The organism is Aeromicrobium wangtongii (assembly GCF_024584515.1).
Taxonomy (GTDB): domain Bacteria; phylum Actinomycetota; class Actinomycetes; order Propionibacteriales; family Nocardioidaceae; genus Aeromicrobium; species Aeromicrobium wangtongii.
Map to the genome: position 1 here is coordinate 3,296,089 of NZ_CP102173.1, position 18,274 is coordinate 3,314,362.

Genomic DNA, 18,274 nt, shown 5'->3' on the forward strand with positions numbered 1-18,274 from the left:
GGCTCAGCGCGTCGGGTCGTCGCCGACCTGGACGAGCAGCTTGCCGAAGTTCTTGCCCTTGAGCATCCCGAAGAACGCCTCGGGAGCGTTCTCGAGGCCCTGGACGATGTCCTCCTTGTGGCGCAGCGAGCCGTCGGCGATCCAGCCTGCGGCGTCGGCCTGGAACGCCTTGTAGTGCGTCTTGACGAACTCGTTCTGGATGAAGCCGCGCACCGTCAGGCTCTTGGTGAGGATCGTCTGCATCAGCCGGGGCGCACGGTCGGGCCCGGGCGGCAGCTCGGTGTCGTTGTAGTGGGCGACGAGCCCGCACACCGGGACCCGGGCGTAGGTGTTCAGACGCGGCAGGACCGCATCCCACACGTGACCGCCGACGTTCTCGAAGTAGACGTCGATGCCGTCCGGCACCGCGGCCTTGAGATCGTCCTTGAACGTCGGCGAGCGGTGGTCCAGGGCCACGTCGAAGCCGAGCTCCTCGAGCCAGGCGACCTTCTGCGCGCCGCCGGCGATGCCGACGGCCCGCGCGCCCTTGATGCGCGCGATCTGTCCGACGGCAGAGCCCACGGGCCCGGCCGCTGCGGCCACGACGACGGTCTCACCGGGCTGTGGGCGACCGATCTCCAGCAGCCCTGCGTACGCCGTGAAGCCCGGCATCCCGAGGACTCCGACCGCGGTCGACACCGGCGCGCGGGACGGGTCGAGCTTGCGGACCTGCCCGGCCGGCAGCACCCCATACGCCTGCCAGCCCAGGTGCGACAGCACGATGTCACCCGGCACGAGGGACGGGTCGCGGGACTCGACGACCTCGGCCACGGTGCCGCCCTCCATGACCGCCCCGAGCTCGACGGGCGCGGCGTACGACTTGGCGTCGTTCATGCGTCCGCGCATGTACGGGTCGAGCGAGAGGTAGATCGTTCGCAGCAGCACCTCTCCCTCAGCGGGTTCGGGCACCGGCACGTGCTCGATCCTGAAGTTGTCGGCGGTCGGCTCGCCATCGGGTCGTGAGGCCAGCAGGATGCGGGTGTTCTGGATCGGATCGGTCACCGTGCCGACGATAACGGGCATCCGTGCACGACACTGGATGACATGACGCAGAGCAGGCCCTTCTGGCGGGCGATCGAGGCCATTCACGATGTCGTCTACTTCGCTCCCAGCACGAAGGAGCGGTACGGCGCGATCGGGCTGAAGGGCTTCTGGATGGGGTACGCGGCATCGAGGTCCGCGGCGGTCGGGACCCCGTCGGCACACCTGGTGACGGCGCTGTTCCACGGCTTCGCCCCGGCACTCGTCCAGCGCGCGATCCCGGACGCCTGGCAGCTGGCCGACCGCGATGCGGTCCTGGCGGCCCGCCTGGACGTCGCCCGGGACGCACTGGCCCCGGCGCTCGACGGCGCGGACGTCGCGCGGATCGCGCGCGACCTGGGCACGATCACCTCCCGGCTCGACTTCGCCGGCAAGCCGCTGGCCGCGGCCCACGCCGACCTGCCGACACCGGCGGACGAGATCGGCCGGCTGTGGCACGCGGCGACGATCATCCGCGAGTACCGCGGCGACTGCCATGTCGCGGTGCTGACCGCCGCCGGCCTGGACGGCGCCGCGGCGAACGCGCTGGCCGCCGTGACCGGCCTCGTGCCGCCGGGCCAGCTGGACATGCGCGGCTGGACCGAGGCCGAGGCGTCCGAAGCAATCGCGCGCCTCGCCACCCGCGGCTGGGTCGACGCCGCCGGGGCGGTCACCGACACCGGCCGCGCGGCCCGGGCGCAGATCGAGGACACGACCGACCGCGTCTGCGCGGCGGGCTTCGACCGGGAGGCGACCGGCCGGGCCATCACGGTGGAGGAATCGGTCGTGGCGGTCGCCCGCCGGCTCGAGGAGCTCGGCGCGATCACGTACCCCAACCCGGCCGGCGTCCAGCGTCCCTGAACACCGGCCGGACGGTCAGCGTCCGCGCCAGACCGGCTCGCGTCCCTCGGCGAAGGCCGCGACTCCCTCGCGGGCGTCATCGGACAAGATGACCGGTGAGGCGAGGATGCTCTGCTGCTGGAAGGCGTCATCGAGGTCCCAACCGGGCGACTCGTCGATCATCTTCTTGCCGACCGACACGCTCAGCGGCGCGTTGGCGGCGATCCGGGTGGCCAGGTCGATCGCGACCTCGAGCGCCGATCCCGGCTCGGTGACCCGGTTGACCAACCCCAGCTCGGCCAGCCGGGCAGCCGGGAGCGGCTCGCCCAGCAGCGTCAGCTCCATCGCGATGTTGCGCGGCAACCGGTCGCGCAGACGCATGACGCCACCCGCAGCGGCGATCAGTCCGCGGCGGACCTCCGGGATGCCGAACTCGGCGTCCTCGGCCGCGACGATCAGGTCGGCGGCCAGCGCGAGCTCGCAACCGCCGGCCAGCGCGCTGCCCTCGACCGCGGCGATGAGCGGCTTGGTCGGCGGCTGGCCGGTGAGTCCCAGCGGACCACGGCGCTCGGTGACCGGGAACTCGCCCCGGGCCGCGGCCTTGAGGTCCATGCCCGCGCAGAACGCACCGCCGGCCCCGGTCAGCACGATGACCCGCACCGTGTCGTCGGCCTCGGCATCGTCGATCGCCAGCTCCAGCGCTGCGGCGGTGCGGGCGTCGATCGCGTTGCGCGCCTCGGGTCGATCGAGGGTCACCACCGCCACGGCCCCCTCACGGCGCACCTTCACCGGTGCCGACGGCGGCTCCGGCAGCTCCGCGATCTTGCGGCGAAGCACCGAGATCTCGCCGCCGGACAGCCGCAGCGTGCGACCGATCGGGTCGCCGTCGAGTACGAACGCGATGATCTCGGGGGTGTCGCTGCGCAGCAGCACCCGGTCGCCGTTCGGCGTCAGGACGCTGAGCACCGCCGCCTCGGGGGCGCCGTCGCGCGCATAGGGCACCGTGGTCGCCTCGACCACGACATCGCCCTCGTACGAGCGCAGCACGCGGCGCGCGGGCGGACGCTCGACCATGGGCCGCAGGTGCTCGAAGGCGCGCTCCGGCGGCTGGGCTGAGTACAGGCCCACCGAGTGCTTGGTCGCGTACCAGCCGAGTGACGTCGACAGGCCCGTGGCGGTCGGGTCGGCGCGCAGGATCGGGACCAGGGTCGCGATCGCGTGGCTGCCGTACCCGTTGCCCGGCCCGCCGGCGAAGGTCAGTCCACCGGTCACCGACAGGGGGCGCTCGGGATCGTCCACCGGCAGGCCCAGCGCGTCCGCGCCGATCTGCACCGCAGCCGGGAAGCAGGAGTACAGGTCGATGTGCTTGACCTGGTCGATCGTGAGCCCGGCGTGCTCGAGCGCCCCGCGGCCGGCGGCACGGATCGCGGGTGACGTCGACAGGTCGGCCCGCTCCGACACGAACCACTGATCGGTCGCCGAGGCGCCGGCCAGCACGAAGACCCACTTGTCCTGGGCGATGCCCGCTGCCTGGGCAGCCGCGACGCTGGTCACGACGATGCCCGAGGCGAGGTCGACCTGCAGGTTCGCGCACATCAGCTTCGTGTACGGCTCGCTGATGGCCCGGTTGGAGGGGGTGGGGCTCGCCAGCTCGTCCGCGGGGACCTCGGTCGGGCTCCACGCGTACGGGTTGTCCGCGGCGATCGCGGACATGCGCGACCACAAGCCCGAGATCGCCTCCCGGTGCTGCGGCACGTCGTGGCCGCGCCGGTGGCGGACGGCCGACTCCATCAGCGAGTAGACGTACACCGGGGCGCCGAGCCCCACGGCCGTCTCGATCTCGTTGTTGGCGACCCGGTCGACGCCGACCACGCGGTCCGGGGCGATGTCGCCGTCCTGCTCGGGCCAGTCCGGCGTCTGCCCGTCCTTCTGGACGGCGGCCAGGGTCGATCCCGCCTCGGCCCCGGCCACCAGGACGATCTGCGACCGGCCCGAGGCGATCGCGGCCGCGGCCTCGTTGACCAGCAGCTGTGAGCCGTCGCCGCCGTAGGGCGTCGACTGCACCCGCTCGTTCGGCGTCGCGCCGACCGCCTCGGCCACGAGGGCCGACTGGTCGCGGTAGGTCCACGAGGCGCTGGGGACGGCGTACACCGCATCGGCCGCACGCAGCAGCTGCTCGCCGGCGCCGCTGTCCTCGGCGGCGGCGCGCAGCGCCTGCGCCGCGAGGGCGACGGGATCGTTCGCCGGTTGGGGCACCCGCTGCACGACCTGTCCGACACCGACGACGACGGGCGTCCGCGGGTCGAGCATCCGCCCGCTGGCCTCGTGGAGCACCGGCTCGTCGCGCACGGTCCAGGCCGGACGCGCGCCGGCCCCGGTGCCCATCGCGGCGAGTCGGTCGGCCGAGACGGCCAGGGCCGCGTCGATGCTGCGGACGACGGTCGTGCCGATGGGGCCGCGCAGGGGCGGGCCGTCCATGCCGACGTCGACCCGCAGCACCGATCCGGTGCCGTCCGGCGCGACGGCGCACCACAGGGCCAGCACGATGCCCATCGGGCCGGTGCCCTGCAGCTCGAGTCCGCGGCTCGTGACCGATGCCGCGGTCCACCGCACCTCCGCCGGGATGTCCATCAGCAGGATCTGCTGGGCGAAGGTGTCACCTTCGGCCAGGCGTCCGGGGGGATCACCACGCCAGGCCGCGTGCAGGGAGAACCACTCCGGCGCCCGGCCGAAGTCGGCGATCGCCTCCGCGAGCTGGTCCGGCGGGGTCGCCGAGGACGCCACGGCCACGCTGCGACGGCTGAAGTCCTCGAGGCCCGTGGGCGGGTCCAGCGTCACCGAGCCCCCGGCCGGCACGGGTGCCTGCGCACCGGAGTCGCCGGGCCGCAGCGATGACAGCAGCGCCTTGCGGGTCTCGGGGTTGCGGGCCATGCCGGCGACGGCAGAGGCGGTTCCCGCCAGTTGCTTGGCGCGGCGTTGGAGAGGACTTCTGGAGCTCATGTGCACTTCCCGTACGATCAGACTGTTTCTGTCATGGTGCAGTCTGCTGGACTGCGCCCCGTCTGGCAAGGTGGCCCCATGTCCGAGAAGACCGCGCCCGGTCAGAACGCACGCCGGTCGCAGCGCGATCGCACGGCGGCGACCCGCTCGCGTGTCATCGACGCGACCATCAGCTCGCTGGTCGAGCTGGGCCACGCCGCGACAACGATCTCGCGCGTGCAGGAACGCGCCGGAGTCGCCCGCGGGACGCTCCTGCACCACTTCCCGACCCGGGCGTCGCTGCTGGTCGCCGTGGTCGAGGACGTCGCGAACCGTCGCCTGCACGTCCTGGCCGACGAGGTGGAGCACTCCGGGGCCGCGGGCTGGGACGCTGCCGTCGACCTGGTCTGGAAGGACCTGCAGAGCCCGGCGTTCCTGGCGGTGCTGGAGCTGTGGGTCGCAGCACGCACGGACGCTGACCTGCGGGCAGCCCTGGTACCGGTCGAGCGGACGGTCTTCGAGTCGGTCCACCGCGCCGTCACGACGGTCGCGGCCGATGACGACCCGCGGGTGCCGACCCTCGTGCAGTTCACGATCGACCTGCTCACCGGATCGACCATGACGACCCTGCTGGTGGACGACGACGGTTCGCAGCGGGTGCTGCTGGACCGCTGGCGGCGTGCCATCCCGGTCCTGCTGGGCCGCTCGGGGGCCGAGACCTGGGGCTGAGCCTCGAAGACGCGCAGGGTGCGCCGCCCCGGTCTACCGTGGGGACATGGCAGCGCCCGGCTCCCCCGCCGTCGAGATCGAGGTGGACGATCAGGTCGTCCGCGTCTCCAACCCCGACCGGGTCTACTTCCCGGACCACGGCTGGACGAAGCTCGACCTGGTGCAGTACTACCTCGCGGTCGGCGAACCGATCGTCAACGCTCTGTTCGAGCGCCCGTGCATGCTGCACCGCTTCCCCAAGGGTCTGGCCGGCGACAAGGTGCACCAGAAGAAGGTCCCGGCCGGCGCCCCACCCTGGCTCGAGACCGTCAGCGTCCACTTCCCCCGGTTCGATCGTGACGTCAACGAGCTGTGCGTGACCTCGGTCGCCGCCGTGATCTGGGCGGTGCAGATGTCGACCGTCGAGTTCCACCCCTGGAACAGCCGGCGCGCGGACGTCGAGAAGCCCGATGAGTGGCGCATCGACCTCGACCCGGGTCAGGAGTGCGACTTCGCCACCGTCCAACGGGTGTCGCACGTCGTGCACGAGGTGCTGGACGAGCTCGGCGCGACCGGGTTCCCCAAGACCTCCGGCGGCTCAGGGCTGCACGTCTACGTGCGCATCCCGCCCGAGCACGGGTTCACCGACGTGCGCCGCGCCGCGCTGGCCTTCGCCCGCGAGGTCGAGCGGCGATCCAGCGAGGTCACCACGACCTGGTGGCGCAAGGACCGCGATCCGAAGAAGCTGTTCGTCGACTACAACCAGAACGCCCGCGACCACACGATCGCCGCGGCGTACTCCGTGCGCGGCTTCCCGGACGGACGGGTGTCGACGCCGGTCGAGTGGGGCGAGATCGACGACCTGGATCCGCACGACTTCACGATCGCGACGGTGCCGGACCGCCTCGCCCGCCTGGGCGACCTGCACGCCGGCATCGACGACGCGGTGTTCGACATCGCGCCGCTGCTGCAGTGGGCCGAGCGCGACGAGGCCGACGGCGCGGAGCCGCCGGCCGACCCCGAGGGGTAGACCGGCGGCTCCGGGGGACGGACGATCAGGCCGTCTCGACCTCAAGCTTGACCTCGATGTTGCCGCGGGTGGCGTTCGAGTACGGGCACACCTGGTGCGCGACCTCGACGGCCTTCTGCGCGTCCTCGGCCGAGACGCCACCGCCGATCTCCACGTGCAGCGTCACGGCGAGCTCGAAGCCACCCTCGCCGTTCGACCCGATGCCCACCTCGGCCGTCACGGCGGAGTCGACGACGTCGACGCCGTGCACCTTCTTGGTGGCCTTCAGCGCGGAGTGGAAGCACGCGGCGTAGCCCGACGCGAACAGCTGCTCGGGGTTGGTGGCGCCGCCGGGGCCACCCATCTCCTTGGGCGTGCGGACATCGGTGTCGATGAGTCCGTCGCTGCTGCGGACGTGGCCGTTGCGGCCGTCACCGGTGGATGTCGAGACGGCGGTGTAGACGATGCTCTCGGGCATGTGTTCTCCTCGGATCTTGATGTAGACTGACTAGTACGTCTATTACGATGGAACCACCTTTCCGCGTGATGCACAACCACCCCCGACGACAGGACCTGATTCCCATGAGCGTCATCGACCTGGTTCCCGTGCGCGAGCGCATCCTGGCCGCCGCGACCGAGCACTACTACGCCGAGGGCATCCGCGCGGTCAGCGCCGACAAGCTGATCGCGGCCGCACACGTCTCCAAGGTCACCTTCTACCGGCACTTCCCGACCAAGGGCGATCTGGTCGCGGCCTACCTCAGCGCCCGCTCCGAGGAGGAGAAGTCGTTCATCGTCGCCAAGCGGGACGAGCTCGCGGGCGATCCGGCCGGCGTCCTTCGCTGGTACGCCGGCGCCGTCGGCGACCTGAGCTGCTCGCCGGGCTTTCGCGGCTGCCCGTTCATCAATGCGGCTGCCGAGCTGCCCGACGGTGACCACCCGGGCCGCCGGGTCATCGCCGAGCACCGCGCCTGGGTGGTCCAGCAGGCCGCCGAGCTGCTGGCCGAGCTGGGGGTCGACGACCCGGCCACCAAGGCCGAGCAGCTGATGATGCTGCGCGACGGCGCGATGGTGTCGGGTTATGTCGGCCACGCCCCGGAGCAGATCGCGACCGCACTGGTCGCCGCCGGTCGCGCCATCATCGGCCGGTAGTCGGCCGTGTCAGCCCGGCGCGGCCGGGTACTCGCGGGGCATGGACGTGCTGGACGACATCTGGACACCTGGCATCGAGCTGGCGATCTGCGGGACGGCGGTCGGCCCCTGCGCAGCCGAGCGCGGCCACCACTACGCCCAGCGTGGCAACGCCTTCTGGAGGCTGCTGAACGACAGTGGGCTGACCCCGACCCTCCTGACGCCGGGGGACGAGGTGCGGCTGCCGGACCTCGGCATCGGCCTGATCGACGTGGTGCGCCGCTTCGACCCGCCGGACCCCTTCGACGTCGACACCTTCGCGACGGCCCTTGACCGGGCCGCTCCCCGCTGGATCGCGTTCAACGGACGCGTGGGCGCCGACGCCGTCGCGCGGACCCTCGGCGAGCCGCGCCCGGCGCTCGGCCGGCAACGATGGACGTTCGCCGGCGCCCGGGTGTTCGTGCTGCCGAGCAGCAGCGGGGCCAACCAGCGCAAGGACCACGGCGGACGGTCCGACCGTCTCTCGTGGTGGGCCGAGCTGGCCGCGCTCGTCGCCGACCGGGCCGTGGTCAGGTCCTGACGACCCCGCGGAAGCGGTCGCCACCGAAGGCGGCGAGCGCAGTGGCGATCTGGTCGACCGTGGGCAGCTTGTCGCCCCTGCCGAGCGTCGGGCCCGGGACGCCGATCGCACGCGTGAACGGCGTCTGGTCGATGCGCGCCAGCGGGCGCAGGTCCGGCCGGGAGCCGAAGTCCTCCTCGTCCAGCGGCGCGAGCCGGACCAGGATGCTGACCTTGGTGCGCATCGACTTCGGGAGCTTGGCACCGCCGCGTGACACGACCCGCACCCAGCACCAGACGTCGACGGCTGCCAGCTCCCCCCAGGTGACGAGCACGGTCCCGCGACCGGTGGTGCTGGTGATGCCGGTGCCGTCGATCCGCAGCCCCGCCGCGGACGCGCCGCGCAGGGTCCACAGGACCACGGCGCCAAAGCCGCCGAAGATCGCTGCGACGACCAGTCCCACGACCAGCCCCGTCGTGCCGCTGCCGCTGCCGCTCGCGTACCCAGTCAGGGTCAGGTAGACGAAGAGCACGCCCAGTCCCAGCGAACCGAGGCCGATCCATCGCGCGACACGGACCTGCGGGGCGAAGGACAGCTCGAGAGGCACGCACACAGGCGATGACGATAGCGGCGCGCGGCGGCCACGTCCGGGCATTCCGGGGCGGCGGATAGTGTGGCGCCGAACCGTCAGGAGCCCCATGCCCCACCAGCACACCCCCCATGTCGTCACGCCGCCGTCCGCTCAGGTGCGGGCCGACGCCGAGTCCCGACTGGCCGGACTCGCGACCCCGCCCGGCGCCCTCGGCCGGCTCGGTGACCTCGCCGTCTGGGTCGCCGCGACCCAAGGCCAGGTGCCGCCGCGGCCCGTCGAGCACGTGCGCACGGTGATCTTCGCCGGCGACCACGGCGTCGCCGACCACGGCGTGTCGGCCTTCCCGAAGGCCATCACGCCTGCCATGGTCCGCACATTCCTGGCCGGCCGGGCCGGCGTCTCGGTGCTCGCGGCGCAGCACGGCGTCACGGTGCGCGTGCTGGACCTCGGCGTGGACGATGACCTGGCGGGTGTGCCGGACGACGTGACGGCGTACAAGATCCGTCGCGGCAGCGGTGCGATCCACCTCGAGGACGCCCTGACATCTGATCAGACGGCCCGCGCCATCGCGGCCGGAGAGGCCGTCGCCGCCGAGGAGATCGCCGCCGGCGCTCAGCTGCTGATCAGCGGCGACATGGGCATCGGCAACACGACCCCCGCCGCAGCCCTCATCGCCGCCTCGCTGGGCCTGCCCGCCTTCGAGGTCACGGGCCGCGGCACCGGCATCGACGAGGCGGGCCTGGCCCGCAAGACCGAGATCGTCCAGCAGGCCCTCGACCGCGCCGGGGACCGAGTCGCCGACCCGGTCGACACCCTGACAGCGCTGGGCAGCGCCGACCTGGCCGCCTCCGCCGGCTACATGGCCGCGGCCGCGCGCGCCGGCGTCCCCGTCCTGCTCGACGGACTCATCTGCGTCGCGGCAGCCGTCATCGCCGACCGCATGGCCCCCGGGGCAGCCGCCTGGTTCGCGGCGGGACACCGCTCGACCGAGCCTGCCCAGTCGCTGGCGCTCAGCAAGCTCGGGCTCGAGCCCGTCCTCGACCTGGGGATGCGTCTGGGTGAGGGCAGCGGCGCCGTCGCGGCCGTCCCGGTCGTGCGGTCGGCCGCGCTGCTGCTGTCGCAGGTCGCCCTGCTGTCCGACCTGTGAGCGACGAGTCGGTCGTCGTCGAGCGCCGCGGACGCCTCGGGGTGCTGACCCTGAACCGGCCACGAGCCATCAACGCGCTCGTGCCGCAGATGGTGCACCTGATGCAGCAGGCACTCGACACCTGGGCCGAGGACGACGCCGTGGAGGCGGTGCTGGTGACCGGCGCCGGGGAGCGCGGCCTGTGCGCCGGCGGCGACCTGCAGGGCATGTACCGCTCCGCCCGCGACACGACGACCGAGTCCATCGACTTCTGGCGCGACGAGTACCACCTCGACCACACGATCGCCACGTTCGACAAGCCCGTCGTCGCGCTGATGGACGGCATCGTCCTGGGCGGCGGCGTCGGCATCTCGGCCCATGCCTCGCACCGGGTCGTGACCGAGCGGACGTCGCTCGGCATGCCGGAGACCCGGATCGGCTTCGTCCCGGACGTCGGCGGTCCGTGGCTGCTGGCCCACGCCCCGGGCGAGCTCGGCACCCACCTGGCCCTGACCGCCGCCAGCGCCGACGGGCCGGACACCATCGCCCTCGGTCTGGCTGACGTCCTGGTGCCGAGCGTGCGACTCGCCGAGCTCGAGTCGGCCCTGCGGACCGAGGCACCCGACGCCGTGCTCGCCCGACTGTCGATCGATCCCGGGGCGTCGGCCCTGGCGGCGCAGCGCTCGTGGATCGACGAGTGCTACCGCGGTGACGATCCCCTGGCGATCGTCGCGCGGCTGCGAGCGTGTGGGGTCGAGGCGGCCGCACTGGCCGCGGACGAGATCGAGGCCCGGTCACCGACCGCCGTGGCGCTGACCCTGGCCGCGCTGCGCCGTGCCGCGACGCTGCCGGACCTTCGGGCCGCGCTCGACCAGGACCTGGCCGTGTCGGCCTTCCTGCTCGGCGTGCCCGACATGGCCGAGGGCATCCGCGCCCAGGTCATCGACAAGGACCGGTCCCCCACATGGGATCCCGCGACCTTGGCCGAGGTCGACCCGTCGACGTTCGGTCACCTGTTCGGCTGAGGCGGGCTCAGGACCTCACCCGGTGCAGCCACGGGGCGAGCAGTCGCGTCACCCACGGCAGCAGCACGTACGTCATGAGCGGCATCATGATGCAGACCGTCAGCAGAACGCGCCCGGGCAGCCACCAGTGGCTCAGGTACTCCCGGCCCACCACGTTGCCGATCAGGTTCAGCGGGAAGAACACGATGAAGATCGCGCACATCTGCTTCCAGCGCGGCGGCGCGGCCGCGGGGGTCCGCAGGTCCTGCACGTCGACGCTGGAGGGCTCGTCGAACCAGCCCTCGATACCGGTGCGGTGCTCCCGCGAGGACTCGTCGACGAATCCCTGGGCGGAGTCCAACCACCAGCGACGCTGCGCGGACTGCTCCCACGCGTCCAGCGCCTGCGGCGACGCGAACCGGAGCATGTGCCACTCGGCCGACTCGGTGGCCGGGCGCACCCAGCCCGAGCCGAGGAATCCCTCGAAGCGCTCGGCCAGCTCGTTGCTGGCCCGCAGCCAGGCCAGCATCTGGTCCTCCTGCGAGGGGTCGACCCGGCGGGTGATCGAGACGGTCACGGGTCCGGTCGTCAGCTCGGTCATGGGCTCCCCTGGTGTGTTCGCGACGGTGTCGGCCGTGGTCGGACATGCAAAGACCCCCGGAGCCAGGCTCCGGGGGTCTTGCGGTGATCTAGTTCAGATCAGTGGATTCAGAGGGGACGAATGTTCGTCGCCTGCAGGCCCTTCTGGCCCTGCTCGACGTCAAACTCGACCTTCTGGTTCTCGTCCAGCGAGCGGTAACCGCTCGACGCGATGGCGGAGAAGTGCGCGAACACGTCCTCGCTGCCGTCGTCCGGGGCGATGAATCCGAAGCCCTTGTCAGCGTTGAACCACTTGACAGTTCCAGTAGCCATAGTCTTGCTCCTTCTTGCGAGTTGCCGTCCACGCCTTTCGCGGACAGCCGTCGCGACACACATTTAACCGAGAAGAAATCAAAACCAGTGATGGAACATCATTCGTTCGTACAGCCCAACGTCGTGCAACTGATGTCTACTGTAGCGGGCTTTTCCACAAAGCGCCTCCTCTGGGCGAAGTTGTGACGATCTACACGTAGCGGGCCCGCCGCGCGGCCCGTCGCAAGGTGGCAAGAATCGCCGGTCCCAGAGCCACGATCGCGATCGAGTTGGTGATCGCGCGACCCGTGTCCCATCCCGCCGTCGAGGTCAGCAGCGTGTAGATCGTGAACCGGTGCAGGTTGTCGAGCAGGTCGGCGCCCGGCACGAACGACAGTCCGCCCTCGTGGCCCGGCACCTCGATGCCCAGGGTGAACGGCCACGACGACAGGTTCATCAAGAATCCGTACAGGTACGAGCACACGACGCCGTAGACGACCAGCGCCACGATCTCGGCGCGTCCGGTCAGGCGGCGCGGCAGGAGCCCTGCTCCCATTCCGATCCACGCCGAGGCCAGCATCTGGAACGGCAGCCACGGGCCCACCCCGGACGTCAGCAGGGACGATGCGAACAGCGACGTGCACCCCAGCACGAAGCCGAAGCCCGCGCCGAACACCCGCCCGGACAGGATCAGCAGGAAGAACACCATCTCGATGCCCGCCGTCCCGGCCCCGAGCGCCCGCAGCGCGGCGTTGATCGCCGTCAGCACCCCCAGCATCGCCAGCGCCTTGGAGTCCATGCCGCCCTCGGTCAGCTCGACGACGACGACGCCGACCACCAGCGGCAGCAGCAGCATGAAGAAGAACGGCGGGTCGACCCGCGTCGCGCCGGCCTCCGGCACCAGCACGAGCGGCCACATGAACATCAGGAGGCCGGCGAGCGAGGCGACCGCCAGCACCGCGATCGACCGCGGCCGCAACCTGGACGCCACCTGGCTCATGCCAGCGCCTCCGCGACCTGCTCGACCGTCAGCCAGCCGGGTCCCAGGATCTTGGACACCTGGGGAGCGAACGCCGGCGACTCGGCCAGCACCTGCGCGGTCGGCCCGGTCGAGACGACCTCCCCGTCCGCCAGGACGACGCACTCGTCGGCGACGTGGGCGATGAACTCCACGTCATGGCTGGCCAGGAGGACGGCACGCCCCTCGGCGGTGAGCTCGCGCAGGATGCCGGCGAGCTCGGACTTCGCGGTGTAGTCCAGGCCGCGGGTCGGCTCGTCCAGGGCAATGACGCGGGGGCGGGCCGTCAGCACGATCGACAGGACGAGCGAGAGCCGCTGCCCCTCGGACAGGTCGCGCGGGTGGGAGCTGCCGGGGATGCCCGGCGCGAGCCGGTCCAGGATCGCCCGGCAGGTGCCCACCGGGGAGCCGGCCTGGTTGTCGGCGGCCGCGCACTCCTCGTCGACCGTCTCCAGGTAGAGCAGGTCGCTGGCGGTCTGCGGGACCAGGCCGACCAGGTTGCGGGCCTCGCTGCTGGACAGGGTGCCGGGATCGGAGCCATCGACGTCGACGGTGCCGGACCTGCGCCTGCCGGTGCCCTGCACCGCCCACAGCAGGGATGACTTGCCCGAGCCGTTGCGGCCCATCAGGGCCACGACCCGGCCGGCGGGCACCACGAGGTCCACGTCGCGGACCGCGACGACCGATCCGTACGTCACCGAGATCCCGGTCGCGGTCAGGGCCGGCTCGGCGGCCGGCAGATCGACCGGCGCCGGTTCGGGCAGGACGCCCAGGGACGACCGGCGGCGACGCGCCTCGCGCACCGACAGCGGCAACGGGGACCAGCCCGCGAGCCGGCCCAGCTCGATGAGCGGCGGCGCGACGCTGGAGTCGGCCAACAGCTCGGCCGGCTCGCCGTCGCGCACGCGGCTGCCCTCGACCAGCACGAGCCGGTCCGCGAACGGGATGACCCGCTCCATCCGGTGCTCGGCCAGCACCACGGTCAGCCCGAGGTCGTCGACCAACCGGGCGAGCGTCGCCAGGACGTCCTCGGCCGCGGTCGGGTCCAGCGCCGACGTCGGCTCGTCGAGGACCAGGATGCGCGGGTGCATCGTCAGCACCGCGCCGATCGCGACGCGCTGCTGCTGCCCGCCCGACAGCGTCCGGAGCGGCCGCGACCGCAGTCCGGCGATGCCCAGGATGTCGAGCGTCTCCTCGACCCGGCGGCGCATCGTGCTCGGGTCCAGGCCGAGCTGCTCCATGCCGTAGGCCAGCTCGTCCTCGACGATGTCGCTGACGAATCCGGCGAGCGGGTCCTGCCCGACGTAGCCGATGCGGTCGGCCAGCTCCCGGGGCGCGCGCCCGCGGATGGACTCCCCGTCGATCAGCACGTCGCCGGCCAGCTCGCCGCCGCTGAAGTGCGGGACGAGGCCGTTGAAGGTGCCCAGCAGGGTCGACTTGCCCGAACCGGTGCGGCCGGCGACCAGCACGAGCTCGCCCTCGGGCAGGACCAGGTCCACGCCCTGCAGGGCGGGCTCGTCGGCACCGTCGTACGTGAAACCGACTCCGCGCAGCTCGATCATCGGCGCACCTCCGCGGTCGCGTCGAGCACCGGCGGAGGGGTCAGGAAGGCCGGCACGAGCCCGATCATGACAGCCACGAGCGCCGCGATCGTCAGCTCGGGCCCGTCGGCGACCGACGGCAGGATGACGTCCGGACGCCGCGCGGCGATGGCGTAGGTCAGCACGGCGACCGCCACGCCCGACGCGACCGCCACCAGCTCACCGGTGCGCCACCGATCGGGGCGGTACCTCGTCCGCTCGACGCGCCGGCCGGCCACGACGAACCCCAGCACCGCCAGCACGACGCCGGCCGCCAGCATCGGCCAGGCCAGCGCCCGGGGCGCCGTCGAGTCCAGATATGCATAGGTGCCGACGCACAGACCGACGAGGCCGGCCAGCATGAGCGTGCCGGTGAGCAGCCGGGCGGAACGCGTCGCCTCCCCGGAACGTCCGTAGCCGCGCGCGTCCATCCCGGCGGCCAGCGTCATGGAGCGTTCGAGGGCGTCCTCCAGGACGGGGACGATGATCCGCCGCAGCGAGCCGATGCCCTTGCCCGGGTCGCCGCGCAACCGCCGTGCCCGGCGGACCCGTTGCACGCTCTCGGCCAGCTGCGGGAACACCGAGAGCGCGACCACGATCGCCGTGCCGACCTCGTACAGCGCCGGGGGCATCGACTTGAGCAGCCGCTTGGGATTGGCCAAGGTGTTGGCCGCGCCCACGCAGATCACGATCGCGGCCAGCCGCATGCCGTCGTACAGCGCGGCGAGCAGCGAGTCGCGGGTGACCGGGCCCAGCAGCTCGATGCCGCGGACCGCCTCCGGCAGCGGGATGCTCGGCAGCGTGAACAACACCGGTCCCCCGCCGCTGCCGCCGACCAGGATCCGGAACACGACGCGGATCCCGATGATCAGCAGGCCCAGGTACAGGTAGAACCGGAACGACATCGCCCACGGCGCCTCGGTGCGCCGCGCCAGCACCACGAAGCAGGCGACCAGCACGACCAGGACGATCAGGATCGGGTTCGCCATGCGCGACACGGCAGCGGCCAGACCCAGGGACCAGATCCACCAGGCCCCTGGGTGCAGATCGCGTGGCAGGACGGTGGCTATGACGGCCCGCCCGCCGCCTTGCGCCGCCACAGCACGGCCCCCATGCCGGCGACCAGCGCGATGACCAGGACGGCCGCGACCCAGCCCAGCGAGCCGGACCCGTCCGAGGAGTCGGCCTGGTTGCTGGTCGACTCGATGTCATCGGTGGTCTCCGGCGCCGCAGCCGGCTGCTCCGCGGCAGCCGAGGGCGACGGGGCAGGCGCGGGAGTGGTGGCCGCGGCTCCCGTCGACGGGGTCGCGGATGGGGTCGGCGTCCCCGGGGTCCCCGGCGCCGCGGAATTGGCACCCGGGGGTGCCGCCGGTGCGCTGCCGGTACGCCCGGCAGTCGGCGCCGTCGCCTTCGGCGTGACGACCTTCTTCGGGGTGGCGGTCGCCTTGGGGGTCGGCTGGCCGGCCGGCTTCGTGGCAGCCGGGGCCGGGGCCGTGCCGACGGGGTTGACGCCCGGGTAGGTCCTGGAGCTGCTGTTCTGGAACACCATCGCGACCCATCCGCCCGCGGGAATCCGCAGCGATCCGACGCCCTGGGTGGCGTAGGTCCACTTCCCGGACTTGCCGTCCGACCAGAACACCCCCCAGTACGCGTCAGTCGGCGGGGTGTTGACACAACCCGCCGAGCTGGGGGCACCGTCGACGCGGCACACGAATCCCGGCTGTCGGTCGACCATCGTCAGGGTGTGCCCGGTGGCCTTGATGCTGCTGGCCGCGGTTCCGCCGCCGCCGGGGTCGCAGGACACGCTCGACCCGACCACGACCGTGACCCCCTGTCCCGCGGGGCAGGAGGCCGCAGCGGCCGGACCGGCTGCGAGGACGACCCCTGCCGCGCTGCCCAGCAGCAGCGCGGCGAGCAGGCCCGCGAATCGGCGCATCACTTGACCCGGAACGACTTCGAGCCGGTGCGGTCGGCGAAGGCGCCGATGACCTTCACGGTCTTCTTGCCGGCCTTCTTGCCGACCTTGCTCTGGGCCGTGTACGTGCCGTTGGAGTAGACCGTTCCGGACTTGACCAGCTTGCCGCCGAGGTACACCCGGACGCGCTCGCCCGGCGTCAGGCCGGAGACCGAGATGGTCTGCTTCTTGCCCTTCTTGACCGTCTTGTGGCGCAGCTTCGGGGTGATCTTGCGGGCCCCGAGAAGGGTGACGGCGGTGGTTCCGACGCGGTTGGAGCGCGATCCCACGACCGTGACCAGACGCTGGGCGGTTCCGGCCGGGGTGGGCACGGAGCGCGCGACCCGGCCCTCGGCGTCGGCCGATCCGGTGAACGAGCCACCACCTGCCACCGAGAGCGAGTACTTCTCGCCGGCGCGCAGACCGGTGGCCGACACCGCGATGGTGCTGCCGGCCTTCCTCAGACCTGACGGGACGGTGACGGCCAGCGAGGTCGCCGACAGCTGGGCGTTGACGCCGATCGCGGCCTGCGCCGTCGCCCGGATGAACTGGTCGCGCGTGGTCTCGTCGATGCCCGAGGCCTTCGCCGCATCCAGCGCAGCCTGATCGAAGGCGACCGCGCCGAGCTCGGAGGCCAGCAGGGAGTCCTCGGCGACGGCGTCGGTGACCTGGTGGTCGACGATGAACGCGGCCGCGCTGCCCGCGGCGCCGTCCTTGCCGGTCGCCCTGAGGGTGGCAGCGGCCAGCCCCGTGGAGTTGGTGTTCGAGGTGCCCTCGTCGGAGAACCCACCGTCGGGGGCCTGCTGCCCCAGCAGCCAGGCGACGGCCTGGTCGATGTCGTCCTGGACGTCTGCCTGGCCGGCGCCCTTGGCAACCTGCAGCGCCTGCACCGCCAGGGCGGTGGCGTCGATCGTGCCCACGGTCGTGGTGCACTGCTCATCGGCCATCTGCACCCGGAACGAGCCGTCGTCGCACTGCTGCTCGAGCAGGTAGTCGACCGTCTCGTCGGCGAGGGGGCTCCTGGCGGTCGAGAGCGCCCGCACCACGAAGGACTGACCGATCGCGTTGGAGTAGTCCGCGCCGTACTCGTCGGCGGGGTCGAAGGTGTCGCTGGCTCGTCCGGACGAGGTGACCAGCGCCTCGGCCTGCTTGATCAGGTCGACGCCGGCCACGTCATCGGCCTGGCCGCCGCTGGCCTGGACCGCCGTCGCCAGCTTGCCGGTCGCGCCGGCGTACACCGCGGTGCCACTGCCCGTGTAGACGCTCGGGTCGGCTGACAGCGCGTCGATGATGCGCTTCTGGTCGCCGGCCCGGGTGTCGAGCGCATTGAGCGCGAAGAAGATGTCGAGCGTCAGGCCGTAGTCGTCGAAGTCGTACTGCTCGTTGTGCACGACCCCGTCGGTCAGCTGGTCGCTGAGCCAGCGGGCAGCCGAGTAGGCGTACGAGTTGGGTGCGGCCTGCGCGGAGGGCGCGGCGACGACCATGCCTGCGGCCAGGGCCGGGGCGATGACGGCCGCACCGAGGCGGCGGAGGGTGGTGCTGTTCATCGGAGTCCTTCCCGCTGCATCACGGAAAGGCCCAGGAGCCCGTCACGTGTTGTCCTCGACAGCGTGGATCGGTAAGTCCCACAGGCAGGTGCTCCGGCTCGCCACCTGAGGTGGCCTACGGTTGCGGGTCAGCGCCGGACTTGGACCGGCTTCCCCTGCGATGCGGGTGGATGGAGTTGTGCCGAATGGCTCGACGAATCTAGCACCCGCTGAAGCAGGGACCTATCGGGCGGGCACCGCCGAGCGATGAGTAGCCTCGACGAGGAGCTGTCGTGGA

Annotated in this window: 18 protein-coding genes and 1 riboswitch; of the genes, 7 read left to right on the top strand and 11 right to left on the bottom strand. The window is 72.1% G+C overall.

Features of this window, described 5'->3' with window-relative positions; translation table 11 throughout:
- Positions 1–3: 3 nt before the first annotated feature.
- Positions 4–1,041: an NADP-dependent oxidoreductase gene (locus NQV15_RS16210; protein ID WP_232403936.1), complete on the bottom strand. Its 1,038-nt coding sequence runs from the start codon at positions 1,039–1,041 to the stop codon at positions 4–6.
- Between the two features lie 42 nt (positions 1,042–1,083).
- On the opposite strand from NQV15_RS16210, the gene NQV15_RS16215 reads away from it, so the two are divergent.
- Complete coding sequence (locus NQV15_RS16215; RefSeq protein ID WP_232403938.1) at positions 1,084–1,920, top strand: SCO6745 family protein; 837 nt, start codon at positions 1,084–1,086, stop codon at positions 1,918–1,920.
- Between the two features lie 15 nt (positions 1,921–1,935).
- Here the strand turns inward: NQV15_RS16215 and NQV15_RS16220 are convergent, their stop codons facing one another.
- Positions 1,936–4,899 carry a type II toxin-antitoxin system Rv0910 family toxin gene (locus NQV15_RS16220; protein ID WP_232403939.1) on the bottom strand — a complete coding sequence of 988 codons (2,964 nt, stop codon included), beginning with the start codon at positions 4,897–4,899 and terminating at the stop codon, positions 1,936–1,938.
- A gap of 78 nt (positions 4,900–4,977) precedes the next feature.
- Here NQV15_RS16220 and NQV15_RS16225 point away from each other — a divergent pair, with 78 nt between their 5' ends.
- Complete coding sequence (locus NQV15_RS16225; protein ID WP_232403943.1) at positions 4,978–5,607, top strand: TetR/AcrR family transcriptional regulator; 630 nt, start codon at positions 4,978–4,980, stop codon at positions 5,605–5,607.
- A 46-nt stretch (positions 5,608–5,653) separates the two neighbouring features.
- Positions 5,654–6,616 (top strand): non-homologous end-joining DNA ligase, encoded by a 963-nt coding sequence (ligD, locus tag NQV15_RS16230; protein WP_232403945.1) that lies wholly within the window; start codon positions 5,654–5,656, stop codon positions 6,614–6,616.
- A gap of 25 nt (positions 6,617–6,641) precedes the next feature.
- Here the strand turns inward: ligD and NQV15_RS16235 are convergent, their stop codons facing one another.
- Positions 6,642–7,073, bottom strand: a complete 432-nt coding sequence (locus NQV15_RS16235) for an organic hydroperoxide resistance protein (RefSeq protein WP_232403947.1) — start codon at positions 7,071–7,073, stop codon at positions 6,642–6,644.
- Positions 7,074–7,177: 104 nt separating this feature from the next.
- On the opposite strand from NQV15_RS16235, the gene NQV15_RS16240 reads away from it, so the two are divergent.
- A complete protein-coding gene (locus tag NQV15_RS16240) occupies positions 7,178–7,747 on the top strand; it encodes a TetR/AcrR family transcriptional regulator (RefSeq protein ID WP_232403948.1) in 570 nt (189 codons plus the stop codon).
- Positions 7,748–7,787: 40 nt separating this feature from the next.
- On the top strand, positions 7,788–8,306 hold the full coding sequence (locus NQV15_RS16245; RefSeq protein WP_232403949.1) for a mismatch-specific DNA-glycosylase: 519 nt from the start codon (positions 7,788–7,790) through the stop codon (positions 8,304–8,306).
- Here NQV15_RS16245 and NQV15_RS16250 read toward each other — a convergent pair.
- The gene (locus NQV15_RS16250; protein ID WP_232403950.1) at positions 8,296–8,892 is read right to left on the bottom strand and encodes a hypothetical protein; all 597 of its coding nucleotides are present in this window, start codon (positions 8,890–8,892) and stop codon (positions 8,296–8,298) included. The genes NQV15_RS16245 and NQV15_RS16250 overlap by 11 nt on opposite strands.
- 91 nt (positions 8,893–8,983) lie before the next feature.
- On the opposite strand from NQV15_RS16250, the gene cobT reads away from it, so the two are divergent.
- Both cobT and NQV15_RS16260 read left to right on the top strand, forming a co-directional pair.
- Positions 8,984–10,024, top strand: a complete 1,041-nt coding sequence (gene cobT, locus NQV15_RS16255; protein WP_232403952.1) for a nicotinate-nucleotide--dimethylbenzimidazole phosphoribosyltransferase — start codon at positions 8,984–8,986, stop codon at positions 10,022–10,024.
- Positions 10,021–11,028 carry an enoyl-CoA hydratase/isomerase family protein gene (locus NQV15_RS16260; protein WP_232403953.1) on the top strand — a complete coding sequence of 336 codons (1,008 nt, stop codon included), beginning with the start codon at positions 10,021–10,023 and terminating at the stop codon, positions 11,026–11,028. Before cobT ends, NQV15_RS16260 begins: the two co-directional genes overlap by 4 nt.
- A gap of 7 nt (positions 11,029–11,035) precedes the next feature.
- Here the strand turns inward: NQV15_RS16260 and NQV15_RS16265 are convergent, their stop codons facing one another.
- The 7 genes from NQV15_RS16265 to NQV15_RS16295 form a co-directional block, all read right to left on the bottom strand.
- Positions 11,036–11,608, bottom strand: coding sequence for an antibiotic biosynthesis monooxygenase (locus NQV15_RS16265; RefSeq protein WP_232403954.1), 573 nt, complete (start codon positions 11,606–11,608; stop codon positions 11,036–11,038).
- Between the two features lie 107 nt (positions 11,609–11,715).
- Positions 11,716–11,919: a transcription antiterminator/RNA stability regulator CspE gene (gene cspE, locus NQV15_RS16270; RefSeq protein ID WP_056605450.1), complete on the bottom strand. Its 204-nt coding sequence runs from the start codon at positions 11,917–11,919 to the stop codon at positions 11,716–11,718.
- A gap of 190 nt (positions 11,920–12,109) precedes the next feature.
- The gene (locus tag NQV15_RS16275; protein WP_232403955.1) at positions 12,110–12,898 is read right to left on the bottom strand and encodes an ECF transporter S component; all 789 of its coding nucleotides are present in this window, start codon (positions 12,896–12,898) and stop codon (positions 12,110–12,112) included.
- Positions 12,895–14,478 carry an ABC transporter ATP-binding protein gene (locus NQV15_RS16280; RefSeq protein WP_232403956.1) on the bottom strand — a complete coding sequence of 528 codons (1,584 nt, stop codon included), beginning with the start codon at positions 14,476–14,478 and terminating at the stop codon, positions 12,895–12,897. Before NQV15_RS16280 ends, NQV15_RS16275 begins: the two co-directional genes overlap by 4 nt.
- Complete coding sequence (locus tag NQV15_RS16285; RefSeq protein WP_232403957.1) at positions 14,475–15,596, bottom strand: energy-coupling factor transporter transmembrane component T; 1,122 nt, start codon at positions 15,594–15,596, stop codon at positions 14,475–14,477. Before NQV15_RS16285 ends, NQV15_RS16280 begins: the two co-directional genes overlap by 4 nt.
- On the bottom strand, positions 15,563–16,432 hold the full coding sequence (locus tag NQV15_RS16290) for a hypothetical protein (protein WP_232403958.1): 870 nt from the start codon (positions 16,430–16,432) through the stop codon (positions 15,563–15,565). Before NQV15_RS16290 ends, NQV15_RS16285 begins: the two co-directional genes overlap by 34 nt.
- Positions 16,432–17,997, bottom strand: coding sequence for a prenyltransferase/squalene oxidase repeat-containing protein (locus NQV15_RS16295; RefSeq protein ID WP_232403959.1), 1,566 nt, complete (start codon positions 17,995–17,997; stop codon positions 16,432–16,434). The genes NQV15_RS16290 and NQV15_RS16295 overlap by 1 nt, the downstream gene beginning before the upstream one ends.
- A gap of 66 nt (positions 17,998–18,063) precedes the next feature.
- Positions 18,064–18,217, bottom strand: a riboswitch (cobalamin riboswitch).
- Positions 18,218–18,274: the final 57 nt, after the last annotated feature.

Coding starts and splice junctions, on each gene's coding strand:
- NQV15_RS16215 (WP_232403938.1), top strand. CDS start 1,084: ATGACGCAGAGCAGGCCCTTCTGGCGGGCGATCGAGGCCATTCACGAT.
- NQV15_RS16220 (WP_232403939.1), bottom strand. CDS start 4,899: ATGAGCTCCAGAAGTCCTCTCCAACGCCGCGCCAAGCAACTGGCGGGA.
- NQV15_RS16225 (WP_232403943.1), top strand. CDS start 4,978: ATGTCCGAGAAGACCGCGCCCGGTCAGAACGCACGCCGGTCGCAGCGC.
- ligD (WP_232403945.1), top strand. CDS start 5,654: ATGGCAGCGCCCGGCTCCCCCGCCGTCGAGATCGAGGTGGACGATCAG.
- NQV15_RS16235 (WP_232403947.1), bottom strand. CDS start 7,073: ATGCCCGAGAGCATCGTCTACACCGCCGTCTCGACATCCACCGGTGAC.
- NQV15_RS16240 (WP_232403948.1), top strand. CDS start 7,178: ATGAGCGTCATCGACCTGGTTCCCGTGCGCGAGCGCATCCTGGCCGCC.
- NQV15_RS16245 (WP_232403949.1), top strand. CDS start 7,788: ATGGACGTGCTGGACGACATCTGGACACCTGGCATCGAGCTGGCGATC.
- cobT (WP_232403952.1), top strand. CDS start 8,984: ATGCCCCACCAGCACACCCCCCATGTCGTCACGCCGCCGTCCGCTCAG.
- NQV15_RS16265 (WP_232403954.1), bottom strand. CDS start 11,608: ATGACCGAGCTGACGACCGGACCCGTGACCGTCTCGATCACCCGCCGG.
- cspE (WP_056605450.1), bottom strand. CDS start 11,919: ATGGCTACTGGAACTGTCAAGTGGTTCAACGCTGACAAGGGCTTCGGA.
- NQV15_RS16275 (WP_232403955.1), bottom strand. CDS start 12,898: ATGAGCCAGGTGGCGTCCAGGTTGCGGCCGCGGTCGATCGCGGTGCTG.
- NQV15_RS16280 (WP_232403956.1), bottom strand. CDS start 14,478: ATGATCGAGCTGCGCGGAGTCGGTTTCACGTACGACGGTGCCGACGAG.
- NQV15_RS16290 (WP_232403958.1), bottom strand. CDS start 16,432: ATGCGCCGATTCGCGGGCCTGCTCGCCGCGCTGCTGCTGGGCAGCGCG.
- NQV15_RS16295 (WP_232403959.1), bottom strand. CDS start 17,997: ATGAACAGCACCACCCTCCGCCGCCTCGGTGCGGCCGTCATCGCCCCG.